14 protein-coding genes and 1 tRNA gene are annotated in these 14,276 nt (G+C 63.3%); 9 read left to right on the top strand and 6 right to left on the bottom strand.

Annotation, left to right across the window (positions count from 1 at the left end):
* The first annotated feature begins 1 nt into the window (after position 1).
* From NKH19_RS11055 to NKH19_RS11030, 6 genes are all read left to right on the top strand, one after another.
* The gene (locus NKH19_RS11055; protein ID WP_352864537.1) at positions 2–1,258 is read left to right on the top strand and encodes a sarcosine oxidase subunit beta family protein; all 1,257 of its coding nucleotides are present in this window, start codon (positions 2–4) and stop codon (positions 1,256–1,258) included.
* Between the two features lie 14 nt (positions 1,259–1,272).
* A complete protein-coding gene (locus NKH19_RS11050) occupies positions 1,273–1,539 on the top strand; it encodes a sarcosine oxidase subunit delta (RefSeq protein ID WP_352864534.1) in 267 nt (88 codons plus the stop codon).
* Complete coding sequence (locus NKH19_RS11045) at positions 1,536–4,490, top strand: sarcosine oxidase subunit alpha family protein (protein WP_352864532.1); 2,955 nt, start codon at positions 1,536–1,538, stop codon at positions 4,488–4,490. The genes NKH19_RS11050 and NKH19_RS11045 overlap by 4 nt, the downstream gene beginning before the upstream one ends.
* Positions 4,483–4,974, top strand: a complete 492-nt coding sequence (locus NKH19_RS11040) for a sarcosine oxidase subunit gamma family protein (RefSeq protein WP_352864529.1) — start codon at positions 4,483–4,485, stop codon at positions 4,972–4,974. The genes NKH19_RS11045 and NKH19_RS11040 overlap by 8 nt, the downstream gene beginning before the upstream one ends.
* A 248-nt stretch (positions 4,975–5,222) precedes the next feature.
* Positions 5,223–5,528 (top strand): DUF1236 domain-containing protein, encoded by a 306-nt coding sequence (locus NKH19_RS11035; RefSeq protein WP_352864527.1) that lies wholly within the window; start codon positions 5,223–5,225, stop codon positions 5,526–5,528.
* Positions 5,529–5,590: 62 nt separating this feature from the next.
* Positions 5,591–5,797 carry a hypothetical protein gene (locus NKH19_RS11030; RefSeq protein ID WP_352627145.1) on the top strand — a complete coding sequence of 69 codons (207 nt, stop codon included), beginning with the start codon at positions 5,591–5,593 and terminating at the stop codon, positions 5,795–5,797.
* A gap of 68 nt (positions 5,798–5,865) precedes the next feature.
* On the opposite strand, the gene NKH19_RS11025 is transcribed toward NKH19_RS11030, so the two are convergent.
* A complete protein-coding gene (locus tag NKH19_RS11025; protein ID WP_352864524.1) occupies positions 5,866–6,621 on the bottom strand; it encodes an NYN domain-containing protein in 756 nt (251 codons plus the stop codon).
* 398 nt (positions 6,622–7,019) lie between these two features.
* Here NKH19_RS11025 and NKH19_RS11020 point away from each other — a divergent pair, with 398 nt between their 5' ends.
* Positions 7,020–7,202 (top strand): hypothetical protein, encoded by a 183-nt coding sequence (locus NKH19_RS11020; RefSeq protein ID WP_352864522.1) that lies wholly within the window; start codon positions 7,020–7,022, stop codon positions 7,200–7,202.
* A 127-nt stretch (positions 7,203–7,329) separates the two neighbouring features.
* Here the strand turns inward: NKH19_RS11020 and NKH19_RS11015 are convergent.
* Positions 7,330–7,414 (bottom strand) — tRNA-Tyr (locus NKH19_RS11015).
* Between the two features lie 202 nt (positions 7,415–7,616).
* Between NKH19_RS11015 and NKH19_RS11010 the strand changes: the two genes are divergently transcribed.
* Positions 7,617–8,474: a TrmH family RNA methyltransferase gene (locus NKH19_RS11010; protein WP_352982112.1), complete on the top strand. Its 858-nt coding sequence runs from the start codon at positions 7,617–7,619 to the stop codon at positions 8,472–8,474.
* 95 nt (positions 8,475–8,569) lie between these two features.
* On the opposite strand, the gene NKH19_RS11005 is transcribed toward NKH19_RS11010, so the two are convergent.
* From NKH19_RS11005 to gcl, 3 genes are all read right to left on the bottom strand, one after another.
* Complete coding sequence (locus NKH19_RS11005; RefSeq protein WP_352864519.1) at positions 8,570–9,454, bottom strand: 2-hydroxy-3-oxopropionate reductase; 885 nt, start codon at positions 9,452–9,454, stop codon at positions 8,570–8,572.
* Positions 9,455–9,683: 229 nt separating this feature from the next.
* Positions 9,684–10,481: a 2-oxo-tetronate isomerase gene (otnI, locus tag NKH19_RS11000; protein ID WP_352864517.1), complete on the bottom strand. Its 798-nt coding sequence runs from the start codon at positions 10,479–10,481 to the stop codon at positions 9,684–9,686.
* A gap of 13 nt (positions 10,482–10,494) precedes the next feature.
* Entirely contained in the window at positions 10,495–12,276 is a 1,782-nt protein-coding gene (gcl, locus tag NKH19_RS10995; protein WP_352864515.1) for a glyoxylate carboligase, read from the bottom strand.
* A 214-nt stretch (positions 12,277–12,490) separates the two neighbouring features.
* Between gcl and bhcR the strand changes: the two genes are divergently transcribed.
* Positions 12,491–13,312: an HTH-type transcriptional regulator BhcR gene (bhcR, locus tag NKH19_RS10990; protein WP_352864513.1), complete on the top strand. Its 822-nt coding sequence runs from the start codon at positions 12,491–12,493 to the stop codon at positions 13,310–13,312.
* A 414-nt stretch (positions 13,313–13,726) separates the two neighbouring features.
* Here bhcR and NKH19_RS10985 read toward each other — a convergent pair whose 3' ends face one another.
* Positions 13,727–14,035, bottom strand: coding sequence for a BA14K family protein (locus NKH19_RS10985; RefSeq protein WP_352864510.1), 309 nt, complete (start codon positions 14,033–14,035; stop codon positions 13,727–13,729).
* Positions 14,036–14,276 lie beyond the last annotated feature (241 nt).

Here is a 14,276-nt window from a genome sequence, read left to right as displayed (position 1 = left end):
CATGGCACGCTACTCGGCATTCTCGATTTTCCGCAATGCGCTGTCCGGCCAGAAGAACTGGCAGCGCGCCTGGCGGGCGGCGGAGCCCAAACCGTCCTACGATGTGATCGTCATCGGCGGCGGCGGCCACGGCCTCGCCACCGCTTTCTACCTCGCCGAAAACCATGGCATCCGCAATGTCGCCGTGCTCGAAAAAGGCTACATCGGTGGCGGCAATGTCGGCCGCAACACCACCGTCATCCGCTCCAACTACCTGCTCGACGGCAACACCCAGTTCTACGAATTCTCAATGAAGCTCTGGGAGGGCATGTCGCGCGCGCTGAACTTCAACGTCATGTTTTCGCAGCGCGGCCAGCTCGTCACCGCGCATTCGGCCGATCAGCTCGACGGCTTCGGCCACCGCGCCAACATCATGCGGCTGAACGGTATCGACGCCGACATCCTCGATCGTGACGACGTGCGCCGGCTGGTGCCTTATCTCGATTTTTCCGACACGGCCCGCTTTCCGATCCATGGCGCGATCTTCCAGGGCCGCGCGGGCACGGCGCGGCACGACGCCGTCGCCTGGGGCTATGCGCGCGCCGCCGATGGCCATGGCATCGACATCATCCAGAACTGCGAGGTGACGGACTTCATTCGCGATGGCGAACGGATCGTCGGCGTCGAGACGACGAAAGGCCGGATCAGCGCCGGCAAGGTCGGCCTCGCCGTTGCCGGCCATACATCCGTGCTCGGTGCCAAGGCCGGCCTTGATCTGCCGATCGAAAGCCATGTCCTGCAGGCCTTCGTCACCGAACCGTTGAAGCCGCTGGTCGACCATGTCGTCGCCTACGGCGCCGATCATTTCTATGTCAGCCAGTCGGACAAGGGCGGACTGGTCTTCGGCGGCAATCTCGACGGCTACAATTCCTACGCCCAGCGCGGCAATCTCGGCGTCGTGCGCGAGGTGGCCGAGGCGGCGATCGCCTTGATGCCGTGCATTTCGCGCATCCGTCTGCTGCGTCATTGGGGCGGCGTGATGGACATGACCCCGGATGCCAGCCCGATCATCTGCCGGACGCCGATCGACGGCCTCTATCTCAACGGTGGCTGGTGCTATGGCGGCTTCAAGGCGACGCCGGCTTCCGGCTGGTGCTTCGCCCACACGATCGCCACCGGCAAGCCGCATCCGTTGATCGCGGGCTACGGGCTCGACCGTTTCCGGACCGGCCATACGCTGGACGAAGCCGGCGCCGGCCCCTCCGCCTGGCTGCAATAGGAGGCGGGAAGAAGATGCTGCGCATCGAATGCCCCTGCTGCGGTCCGCGCGACCATGACGAGTTCCGCTATGGCGGCGATGCTTCCGTCCGGCGTCCGGCCCATGACGATCCCGATCCGGAGGCCTGGTACGCCTATGTCTATGTCCGGAAAAACCCCGCAGGCCTCCACCGCGAGTTCTGGCAGCACGTGGTCGGCTGCCGCCAGTGGTTGGTGGTCGAGCGCGACACACGCAACCACGTCGTTTCTTCGGTCACCTTCGCCAGGACATCGCAAGCATGAACGCCCGGAACAAGCGGCTACAAGGCGGCGGTCGCATCGACCGCTCTTATCCCGTCGAATTCAGCTTCGACGGCCAAAAGATGGCCGGATATCGTGGTGACACGCTCGCATCCGCGCTGCTCGCCAACGGCGTCACCCTGGTCGGGCGCAGCTTCAAATATCATCGTCCGCGTGGCATTCTTTCCGCCGGGCCGGAGGAGCCGAACGCCCTGGTCACGCTGGGGACAGCGGGCAGGCGCGAGCCGAACTTGCCGGCGACGACGCTGGAGCTTGACGACGGCATGGTCGCGGAAAGCCAGAACCGCTGGCCGTCGCTCGCCTTCGACGTGCAAAGCGTCAATGGCCTGTTCGCGCCGTTTCTTTCGGCCGGCTTCTACTACAAGACCTTCATGGGCCCGACGCGGCGCGCCTGGAAGGTCTACGAGCACTTCATTCGCAAGGCGGCTGGCCTCGGCAGAGCCGGCACCGAGCCGGATCCCGATCGCTACGTCGTCCGTCATGCCTTTGCCGATATCGCAATTGTCGGTGGTGGTCCGGCCGGATTGTCGGCGGCACGGGCAGCCGCCGCGGCCGGCGCGCGGGTCACGCTGATCGAGCAGGATTTCCTTCTCGGTGGTCAGCTTCTGGCTGAACGGTCCGACGGCACGGCGGCCTCATGGTTGAGCCAGGTCGAAGCCGAACTGAAAAGCTTCGAGACCGTCACGTTGATGAAGCGGACCAGCGCTTTCGGCGTCTATGACGGCAATGTCATAGGCCTGGTCGAACAACGCGACCAGGTCGGCCCGCCGCGAACCGGCGAAGCTCGGCAAACAGTCACCATGCTTCGCGCGCGCTCGATCGTTTTCGCCACCGGCGCCATCGAGCGTCCGATGGTGTTCTCGAATAACGACCGGCCCGGCGTCATGCTCGCCTCGGCCGCCCGGACCTACCTCAACCGCTTCGCCGTTCTGCCGGGCAGGAAAGTCATCGTCACTGCTGCCAATGACAGCGCCTGGCGCACCGCCTTCGACTACGCCGCAGCCGGCGCTGAGGTGACAGTAGCCGATCCGCGCGCCGCACCGCCCACAGCACTTGTCGTGGAAGCCGCACGGCTCGGCGTCACGGTGCGGGTCGCGACACGCATTGTCGACCTGCATGGCGGCCGTGCCGTCAGGGGCGCGACACTCGCCGGACCGGACGGCCAATCCGAGGCCGCCTGCGATCTGGTCTGCATGTCCGGCGGATGGTCGCCGACCGTGCACCTGACTTCGCATCTGGGCATGAAGCCTCGATATCGCGAAGACATCGACGGCTTCGTGCCAGGCGCCTTTCCAGCCAACCGGTTCGGAGCCGGCGCAGTGATGGGAAACTATTCGACCGTCGACGCCATCCAGGATGGTCATCGCGCCGGCATCGAAGCGGCATCCTTCTGTGGCAAATCGGCGCCGGCACCAGCGCCTTCAAAGCTCGATCTGGGCGAAACCGTCAGGACCATGCTTCGCGACGTCCCGTCCGCCCAACGCGGAAAAGCCTTTGTCGATTTCCAGATGGACGTGACGACAAAGGACATCGAACTCGCCCATCGCGAAGGCTATGAATCGGTTGAGCACCTGAAACGCTACACAACGCTCGGCATGGGTACCGACCAGGGCAAGACCAGCAATTTCCCAGCGCTTTCGGCGATGGCCGCCCTGCGTGGCTCAACGGTTCCCGAGACCGGCACCACGACCTTCCGCCCGCCCTTCACGCCGGTCGCCATCGGCGCGCTTGCCGGCCGCGCCACCGGCCATCATTTCAAGCCATTCCGCCGCACGCCGATGCACGACTGGCATCTGGCGAACGGCGCCGACATGCTGGAAGTCGGCCTGTGGATGCGGCCATGGTTTTACAAGCAGTCCGGAGCCGATGTGAACGAGGCCTACGTCGCCGACATGCGCAATGTGCGCCAGGCCGCTGGCCTGATGGACATCTCCACCCTCGGCAAGATCGACGTCCAGGGTCCGGACGCCGCCACGTTCCTCGACCGTGTCTACGCCAATGGCTTCGCCAAGCTGCAAGTCGGCCGTGCCCGCTACGGCGTCATGCTGCGCGACGACGGCATTGTCTTCGACGACGGCACCACGACGCGGCTGGCGGAAAACCGGTTCTTCATGACCACGTCGACCGCCAAGGCCGCCGACGTGCTGTCGCGGCTGGAGTTCCTGCTCGACGCCGCATGGCCGGAACTGCGCGTCGCCGTCACCTCGGTGAGCGATGAATGGGCGGCGATGTCCGTCGCCGGACCGAAGAGCCGCGCGATCCTGGCGGCGGCGTTTCCGTCGCTCGACGTTTCCAACGAAGCGCTGCCGCATATGGGCGCGCAAGAGAGGGAATGGAAAGGTCGAGCGCTGCGCATCCTGCGCCTCAGCTATTCAGGCGAGCGGGCTTATGAAATCTATGTCGGCGCAACTGCCGGTGAACGGCTCTGGAGCCACTTGCTCGAAGCCGGCAGGCCGTTCGACCTGAAGCCCTACGGCGTCGAGGCACTTGGTGCGCTGCGTGTCGAGAAGGGCCACGTCGCGGGGCCCGAAATCGATGGGCGCACGACGCTCGACGATCTCGGCCTTGGCCGCATGGTCGGCAAGCGCAGCGGCTTCGTTGGCGATGTGCTGCGGCGGCGCCCTGCTCTGCTGGCGCCTGACCGGCAACGCCTGGTCGGGCTGGAATGCATCGAGGACGGAAAGCGCCTGCGCGGTGGCGCCATACTGTTCCTGCCAGGCGAGAAAGCTCACGGCCACGGAAGCGGGCGCATCACCTCCGTCACCTTCAGCCCCGAACGCGGCCGCTATGTTGGGCTGGCGCTGGTTGCCGGCGATGTCGCGACAGAGGGAAGCGAGGTCGTGGCCGTCTATCCCATGAAGGCCGAAACGGTGCGTGCCCGCATCGTCTCGCCGGTATTCCTCGATCCGCAAGGAGAACGGCTGCATGGTTAGCCCGGATTTCAGCCTGTCCGTGGCCGATTGCCCGCTCATCCAGGTCGAGGCATGGGACGGAACGCTGGGCCAATTCGAATCGAGCCTCTCGGCGGCGCTCGGCACCGGACTTCCCGCCTCGGTCGGAGAGACGGTTCGTCACAAGAACCTTCTCATCATCCGCGTTGCACCGCGCCGTCTCTGGCTGGCGCTCGACGACGGGACGCAAGCTCCGTCCCTTGCCATCGATCCGGATCTCGGCTGTTCGGTTTGCCTTGGCGAAGGTAGCGTACGGTTCAGCCTGGCCGGGGCCGACATCGCAAGCGTTCTCTCCACCTGCATCGCCGTCGACTGGCATGCGCCGACCAGCGCTCCGGGCCGGGCCGTGCAGACATCCTTCCACCATGTGCCGGTACTCTTGCTTCGCACCGGCGAGACTTCGTGCGATCTCGTCGCGCCGCGAAGCTTCGCCCGCAGCCTCCATGATTGGCTTGCCGAGGGCTAGGCTGAATACTGCCCCAGAAATCCCATCATACGAATCCGACGCCGCCGCGCCGGCTTGGTCACGCGACTTCACGCGTCACAACCCGATTCATGTCGGCTGCTTCGCGCGGCCGCTACGGTGCCTCAACAGCCCGGTCAATTAGTCGTCGCTCATGGAACAAGAGGGCTCGGGTGAACGTTGAAAAGACGGGTTCGCCGTTTGCCAAGCAGTGAACGGCGGATCTTCCCTTCCAGGAATAGGAGAAGACGATGAGAAGTCATCTGATTCCTGCCGCCGCCGGGCTTATTCTGCTCGCCGGCATCGGCGTGGCCATCGCGGACGAGGTGATTATCACGCCCGAACAGCAGACGGTCATCCGCGAATATGTGCACAAGCATCCGCTGGCATCGATCAATCTTCTCGGGTTGGAACTCAGTGTCGGTTCCGCTTTGCCCGACACGGTCGAACTTCGGTCGATCGATGTTCCCGATGTCAAATACAAATATGTCGTCGTCGGCGATCACACAGTGCTGGTCGACCCGGGCACACGCAAGATTGTGAAGGTTATTGACTGACGGCAAGCCCGCCGTTCCTCGAGACAGCAGGCGTACCGCCCGATAGGAAAGGAGCCAGTTCAATGTTGCCGCATGTTGAGACGTGCGACGTGGCCGCGGCTGTCGACCAACTCCTGAACGAGCGATGCAACGCGTTGCTGTCGATGAAGGCAGCAATCGCCGCGCTGCGGGAACGTACGGGGACGGAGCGCTCGGACGCGGATCTGGAAGGACTGATCACCAAGAAGGCGGCGCTCTTCGGCGTCGCGGTGCTGTCCGACAGGGATTGAAGGCGAAAGCGCCGTTGGCACGGGCGGCGGCGCTTCGTTGCGAACGAACGATCGACCACAACACCCGCTTATCGGCGAGCTTTCGACCTCGCCTGCCTGGCTGCCGCCGGCTTAATACGAATTCGCAACGATCCACCCTCGGGATGGTCAATCTCGAAAGAATTCGTTTTCCGCACGAGATCACTTAGTTTCCGAAACCCGAAGGTCCGCGGATCAAAGTCCGAGGCCAGGTTAGCGAGTTGCGTGCCGACAGCACCGAGTGGGACCCAACCGTCCTCGCTCTCCATCTGCGCGATGACTTTCGAAATGACAGGCGTGGCGGCGCTGGGAGACTGAAGCGGGTTCGTGGCCCGGCTTGTGTCCCCGCTATTGGCATGCGTCGTTGCAAGCAGGTTCTCCGTGTAGACGAATTTGCGGCAGGCCTGGCGAAAACTCTCCGGGGTCTTCTGCTCGCCAAAGCCAAACACATCGATCCCCTGCTCGCGGATACGTGCCGCGAGACGAGTGAAATCGCTATCGGAGGAAACAAGGCAGAAACCGTCGAAGCGGCCGCTGTGAAGCAGGTCCATTGCATCGATCACCAGGGTAATGTCCGACGCATTCTTTCCCGTTGTGTAGGCAAACTGCTGTTGTGGGATGATGGCGTGCTTCGAGAGGATGTCGGCCCAGCCTTTGGAACGGACGCCGGAGAAGTCGCCGTATATGCGGCGGACGCTTGCCTCGCCGAGCTTGGCGATCTCTTCGAACAGGCCATCCGCGATCTTGGACGACGCGTTGTCGGCGTCAATGAGAACAGCGAGACGAGGAGAACGGATCTCAGGCATTGGATTCCTCCTGCACATAAGGCCTTCATGTCGATCCTGTGACGTGGACCGGAGGCTCTTCATTCTCGTCGGGATCGGGCAGCGGAGTTTCGTCCGGCGGGCCTTCCGGTTCGGGCTCGTCAATCGGTTCAGGCTTCCACGTAGGAGCCGGCATGGGCACATCGCGATTTGGGTCGGGTTCCTTTGGCTGAGGCATCGAGATTATCTCCGTTCAGCCGGGACAACCCGTCCGCCTGGCCATGGTTCCTGGCAAAACCCTCACTGCTCTGATTCATTACTCAGTCGGGATCGCATGGCTGGTGGTCGCGACGAGGCATCGGCGCTCGTGTTTTGCAGATCTTTCGGAACCGGTCCGATTTTCAAGCCGTTGTCTTGGACAGCGATCGAGGAGAACCGCCATGAAGGACAAGGCAGCAGATTCCGACAACACCTTGCCGCAGGTTGCCATCGACGACCAGGTGCGACAGCTGGCCGTCACGGCCGATTTGCCGTCAAACCAGGCCCGCGAACTGGTGCGCCGTCACGGCAACGATCCCAGGAAGCTCGAAGAGCTGGCGAAGTCGATCAACGCAGCGAACTGAGCCCAGTCGGATTGAAGCTGGCGATCCGCGGCTTTCAGTGAAGTATCGGGTTTCAGGAAGTGCGGGCCAAAAGCGCCACGCACTTTTCGGTTCGATGCTTCGCGTTTCAGGGCTTCCGGGCCGGCAGTGGTGGAGAGGGTTGGATTTGAACCAACGTAGGCATAGCCAACGGATTTACAGTCCGTCCCCTTTAACCACTCGGGCACCTCTCCAGTCTGCCGCCGGAGCCATGCAACGAGGCATCAACGCGTCGTGACCGCCTCAGCAGCCTTCCGCGAAGCGCCTTATGGCGGCACCGCCCAAAACTGTCAACCGCAAGATCCCGTCAAAACGCGCTGAATTTCATCTGCCATCCGGCAAGCCGTTCGATGCGGCAGTATCCATTGCCGCGCGACACGGTTATAGAAGCCGGTTATGAGCAACGACAGCAATTCCAAGACGCCCAAAGACACCCATTACGCCAAGCTGCGCCGCGCCTATCGCGACGAGAAAAGCGGCGGCGCGCCGGCGTTCAGGCCCCGACAGCCGGTTCCGCCGGGCGAAAATGCCGCGGACGGCCTGGTGCGGCTCTATGGCTTGCACACGGTGCGGGCGGCACTCGACAATCCGCGCCGCAAGATCCGGAAGATGCTGGTGACGCGCAATGCGGCCGAGCGCCTGGAAATCGCCGATCTCGCCGCCCTGCCCTTCAAGGCGGAGCTGGTCGAGCCCAGGGACATCGACAAGATCACCGGCTCGGACGCCGTGCATCAGGGTGTGCTGATCGAGGCCGAGCCGCTGAGACCGAAGCGGCTTGACGCACTTGGTGATGCCAAGCTGGTGCTAGTGCTCGACCAGGTCACCGACCCGCACAATGTCGGCGCCATCCTGCGCTCGGCGGTCGCCTTCGGCGCCGGCGCGCTCATCACCACGGCCCGCCACAGCCCGCAGGAATCGGGCGTGCTGGCGAAATCCGCCTCCGGCGCGCTGGAGCACATCGAACAGATCGAGGTGAAGAACTTGGCCGACGCGCTCGGCCAGTTGCACGAAGCCGGCTTCCGCACCATCGGGCTTGATTCGGACGGACCGGCGGAACTCGAAAAGAGCTTTGCCGGAGAAAAGATCGCCCTGGTGCTGGGCGCCGAAGGCAAGGGCCTGCGCCAGAAGACGCGCGAGACGGTGACGACGCTGGCGCGGCTCGACATGCCCGGCGCGATCCATTCGCTCAACGTATCGAACGCCGCGGCGATCAGCCTCTACGTGGCGCGGAAGTTCTTAGCGAGTAGCGAGTAGCGAGTAGCGAGTAGCGAGTAGCGAGTAGCGAAAGTCGAATCCCGGCTATCCGTGGCTGCAATCCCTATTCGCTATTCCCTACTCGCTATTCGCTTCTAACCTACCTCATGCGCGGCCATCCGCTCCAGCGCCCTGACCAGAGCCGAATGATCTTCCTTTGCGCCGCCATTGGCCGCGCAGGAGTTGAACAGTTGCTGCGTGGTCGAGGTGTTGGGCAGCGACACGCCGAGCGCTTTCGCGCCCTCCAGCGCCAGGTTCAAATCCTTCTGGTGCAGTTCGATGCGGAAGCCCGGCGCGAAGGTGCGCTTGACCATGCGCTCGCCATGCACTTCCAGAATGCGCGAAGCCGCCAGCCCGCCCATCAGCGCCTGCCTGACCTTGCCCGGGTCGGCGCCGGCTTTCGATGCAAAAACAAGTGCTTCGGCGACAGCTTCAATGGTCAGCGCGACGACTATCTGGTTGGCCACCTTGGTGGTCTGGCCGACGCCGTTCGGGCCGACCAGCGTGATGTTCTTGCCCATCTTCTCGAAGACAGGTTTTGCACGCTCGAATGGCTTTTCCTCGCCACCGACCATGATGGTCAGCGACGCCGCCTTGGCGCCGACTTCACCGCCCGAGACCGGTGCGTCGAGATAGTCGCAGCCCAGTTCGTTGATCTTCCTGGCGAATACCTTGGTCTCGATCGGCGAGATCGAGCTCATGTCGATGACCAGCTTGCCCTTCGACAGACCGGCCGCGACGCCGTTCTCGCCGAACAGCACGTCGGCCACCTGCGGGGTGTCCGGCACCATCAGGATGACGATGTCGGCGGCCTTGGCCACGGCGGCATGGCCGTTGGTGGTTTTTAGGCCCTTGGCGACGAGATCGGCAGGCGGCTTGGAGCGATGGTCGCTGGCGATGACCTTATAGCCCGCTTCCAGCAGATGCCCCGCCATCGGTGCGCCCATGATGCCGAGGCCGATGAAGCCGATGGTTTCCATTGTGGTTCTCCGTCTCTTGTTAGGCCGCGCTCTGTCACGCCCCCCTCTGTCCTGCCGGACATCTCCCCCACGAGGGGGGAGATTGGATGTCACCGCTGCCTTCGCCAATTTTCGAGCGTCAGAAAATCAAAGGGCGGCGCCGAAGCTGCCGATCTCCCCACCCGTGGGGGAGATGGCCGGCAGGCCAGAGGGGGGGCGCGAAGGAACGCGACTTCTACTGCGATAGCCGCTACGCCGCCGCGCTGCCCTTCCCGCTCAGTTCCCTGAACCACCCCAGCCCGGCCTCGGTCCCTGCCCTCGGTTTGTATTCCGCCCCGATCCAGCCGGAATAGCCGATGCGGTCGATATGCTCGTAGAGGAAGGGGTAGTTGATCTCGCCCGTCCCCGGCTCGTGACGGCCGGGATTGTCCGCAAGCTGGATATGCGCGATGCGGCTGAGGTTAGCCTCGATTGTACGGGCGAGATCCCCCTCCATGATCTGCATGTGATAAATGTCGTATTGCAGGAACAGGTTCTTCGAGCCGATACGGTCGATGAGATCAAGCGCCTGGTCGGAGTGTGTGAGGAAGAATCCCGGAATGTCGCGCGTGTTGATCGGCTCGATCAACAGCCTGATGCCGGCCTGCTCCAGCTTCTCCGCCGCGAAGGCGAGGTTTTCGGCGAAAACATCCTCCAGCACCTTGCGGTCGGCGCCCGCGGGCGCGATGCCGGCCAGGCAATTGACCTGCTGACAGCCGAGAGCCTGCGCATAGGCGATCGCCTTGGCGATGCCTTGGCGGAATTCCGGCACGCGGTCCGGCAATGCGGCAATGCCGCGCTCGCCCTTGCCCCAGTCGCCCGCCGGCAGGTTGAAAAGCACCTGGGTCAGGCCGTTCTTCTTCAGCCGGGCGGCGACGACATCGGGCGCATGGTCATAGGGGCCGATATATTCGATGCCCTTGAAACCGGCGCGGGCGGCGGCATCGAAACGGTCGAGGAAATCATGCTCGCCAAAGAGCATCGAAAGGTTGGCTGAAAAACGCGGCATTCTTTCTCTCCTCTTAGTCGAGCATGACGATCGCGGTCGGCGCGTCTTCCTGATGCTCGGCAAGGTCCTCGAATTCGGTGATCTTGTCGATCTCGGTGCCCATGGAGATGTTGGTGACGCGTTCGAGGATGAATTCGAGCACGACCGGCACCCGGTGTTCTTTCATCAGCCGCTGGGCCTCCTTGAAGGCGGCGGCGAATTCCTCGGGCTTGCGCACTCTGACCGCCTTGCAGCCCATCGCTTCGGCGACCGCAACGTGGTCGACGCCATAGCCGGCCTCCGGATCGCCTGATCGGTTGATGTTCTCGAAGGCGAGATCGACCTCGAAATCCATCGAAAACCCGCGCTGCGCCTGGCGGATCAGCCCGAGATAGGCGTTGTTCACGACAACATGGAGATAAGGCAGCTTGTGCTGCGCGCCAACCGCCAGTTCCTCGATCATGAACTGGAAATCATAGTCGCCAGACAGCGCCACGATGGTGCGGTCGGGATCGGCGGCGCGAACGCCAAGCGCCGCCGGCAAGGTCCAGCCGAGCGGGCCGGCCTGGCCGCAATTGATCCAGTTGCGCGGCTTGTAGACATGCAGGAACTGCGCGCCGGCGATCTGCGACAGGCCGATCGTTGTGACATAGGTGACGTCGCGGCCGAACGCCTTGTTCATCTCCTCGTAGACGCGCTGCGGCTTCAGCGGCACCTGGTCGAAATGTGTCTTGCGCTTCATCGTCTTCTTGCGAGCCTGGCACTCCTTCGCCCAGCCGGACCAATCGCGAAGCTTTCCGGCCGTCTTCCATTCGGTGGCGACGTCGAGCAGCATCTTCAGTGCCGCACCCGCATCCGACACGACGCCGAGGTCCGGCGCGAAGACGCGGCCGATCTGGGTGGGCTCGATGTCGACATGGACGAATTTTTTGCCCTTGGTGTAGACGTCGACCGAGCCGGTGTGACGGTTGGCCCAGCGGTTGCCAATGCCGAAGACGAAGTCGGCCTCCAGCATCGTCGCATTGCCATACCGGTGCGAGGTCTGCAGCCCGCACATGCCGGCCATCAGCCGGTGGTCGTCGGGTATCGCGCCCCAGCCCATCAAGGTCGGGATGACCGGCACGCCTGAAATCTCGGCGAATTCGATGAGCAGATCCGACGCATCGGCGTTGATGATGCCGCCGCCGGCGACGATAAGCGGCTTTTCCGCGGCGTTGAGCATAGTCAGCGCCTTTTCGGCCTGCACGCGCGTCATGGCCGGCTTGAACGGCATCAGCGGCTCATAGGCATCGATGTCGAATTCAATCTCGGCCAGCTGAACGTCGACCGGCAGGTCGATCAGCACCGGGCCGGGCCGCGACGAGCGCATCAGATGAAATGCCTTCTGCAGCGCCATCGGCACCAGATAGGGCTCCATGACGGTGACTGCCCATTTGGCGACCGGCGCGGCAATGGCTGATATGTCGACGGCCTGGAAATCCTCCTTGTTCAGCCGCGCACGTGGCGCCTGGCCGGTTATGCACAGGATCGGAATGGAATCCGCGGCCGCCGAATAGAGCCCGGTGATCATGTCGGTGCCGGCCGGACCGGAGGTGCCGATGCACAGGCCGATATTGCCAGCCTTGGCGCGGGTATAGCCTTCCGCCATGTGCGAGGCGCCCTCGACGTGACGGGCAAGAACGTGGCGGATGGTGCCCCTCGCCTTCATCGCCGAATAGAACGGGTTGATCGCCGCGCCCGGCACGCCGAAAGCGCAGGAGATGCCTTCCTTTTCGAGAACGAGAACCGCGGCATCGACAGCGCGCATCCTGGCCATTTCCAGCCCTCCATAGGGTTTGTCGTTGTTGGATTGGCCAAGGATGTCAGCAAGCAGGCTATTTTTCAATTTTTTCAGAATATTTTTTCATTTCTAGAAAACGGCTCCTATCCCTTGATTTTATTGGATCTTTTGTTTTCCAGGAATTCACCCCTTCGATCGGATGAAAAACTTTTTCATTGCCCGTTTGGCGAAATCGGCTGAGAATGGCGCCATGGAAACGACCGAAAAACGCCAGCGCGGCCGGCCGCGCGCTTTCAACGGGCCATCGGAGGCCAACTCGGTGCAGTCGCTCGATCGGGCGCTGCGCATCCTGGCCATCGTCGCGGAGGGCAGCGGCCTCTCGCTGAGCGAGATATCGGCGCAGAGCGGCTTGGCCGCCTCGACCGCCTACCGCATGCTGACGACGCTGCAAAACCACGGCATGGTCGAATTCGACACCAGCGACCAGCTGTGGTCGATCGGCGTCGAGACCTACCGCATGGGCGCGGCGTTCCTGCGCCGCCGCAAACTGGTCGACCGCGCCCGCGTCGTCATGCAGGAGTTGATGGAGAGAACCGGCGAGACCGCCAATCTCGGCGTCGCCGAGGATGATTGCGTCGTCTTCGTCAGCCAGGTCGAGACGCATCAGGCGATCCGCGCCTTCTTCCGGCCGGGCACGCGCAGCCCGTTCCATGCGTCCGGCATCGGCAAGGCGGTGCTGGCCCATCTCGAGCCGGAGCGCGTCGGAACCATCCTGCGCAAGGCCGGCCTGCAGCGCTTCACCGATAGGACGCTGTCCGACATTTCGGCGCTGGCCCACGATTTGGCACGAATCAAGCTGCGGGGCTGGTCGGTCGATGACGAAGAGCGGCACCCCGGCATGCGCTGCGTGGCGGCGGCTATCTTCAACGAATTCGGCGAGCCGATCGGTGGCGTGTCGGTCTCCGGGCCAACGGTGCGGGTGACGCCGGAGCGGCTGGCCGAGATCGGGCCGCTGGTGCGCGACGCCGCGGCCGAGGTGACAAGGATGATCGGCGGGGTGAAGGCGACCTGATGATAGCGAGGCCTCTACAACCACGAAGGGCAACTTCACGTAGTCACGCGCCAAGATCACCACGCCGGACGCCGCGGGCCGCTTTGCGAGGCCGGCTGTCGGAGGCAGTAGCTTGAGGTTCGCGCTGCCCCTCATCTGCCTGCCGGCATCTTCTCCCCGTATAGTGACGGGGAGAAGGACGATGTCTAAACGATTTCGCCAATCTCCAACGCTGCGAAAAAGTGCGGAGTGCCGCGGCTAGCGTCCTTCTCCCTGTTTTACGGGGAGAAGATGCCGGCAGGCAGATGAGGGGCGGCGCCAACATTGCCTGTCGATCAATTCGACAAGGGCCTTGCCCCCAACAGCGAAAAGAGGGGCGGCGGGGGCTGCGGCGGGGGCGCCCCCTCTTTTAAGGGATTGAAACGCCTCCTCCTCTCAGAGACGACAGTAGTGGCGATAGCCGTCGTGGCCGATATAGGTGTCGGAGTCGACGTCGTAGCTCGCGTAGCGATCGTAGCAGCGACGGACGTGCCATGAGCCGCCGTCCTCGTCGACATAGACGGTACGGGGCTGCTGGGAGAGCAGGCTGCCCAGCACGAAACCGCCAACGCCGGCGGCAATGCCGATACCGATTTCGCGATTGTGGTGATGGCTGTGAGCAGCCGAAGGCTGGACGGTGCCGAGCAGCGTGCTGGCGGCGACGGCGGTGGCGATGACGCCGGAAACGAGTGTGCGTGTGAACATGACGATCTCCTTGCTTCGTTGACCGAGGCGATCCATCCGCCTCTTGATCATCTGTCGTCGCGGCAAGGAAAAAGGTTCGAATCCTTTTTCGATTTTTCTGGAACGGCTTGGTTCGCCCGGCGAATTCGTGCTGGCGGCGAGTTCGAAAGGGGAAATCAGAAGGAGCGAATAGTGAGTAGCGAGTGGCGAGTGGCGAGAAGGGAAAGCCAGGAACGCCACGTACCACTCGCTATTCGCTATT

The organism is Mesorhizobium sp. M1338 (genome assembly GCF_040318045.1).
Lineage (GTDB): Bacteria > Pseudomonadota > Alphaproteobacteria > Rhizobiales > Rhizobiaceae > Mesorhizobium.
The sequence above is the reverse complement of the archived record's forward strand: the minus strand, read 5'-3'. Positions and strand labels throughout refer to the sequence as shown.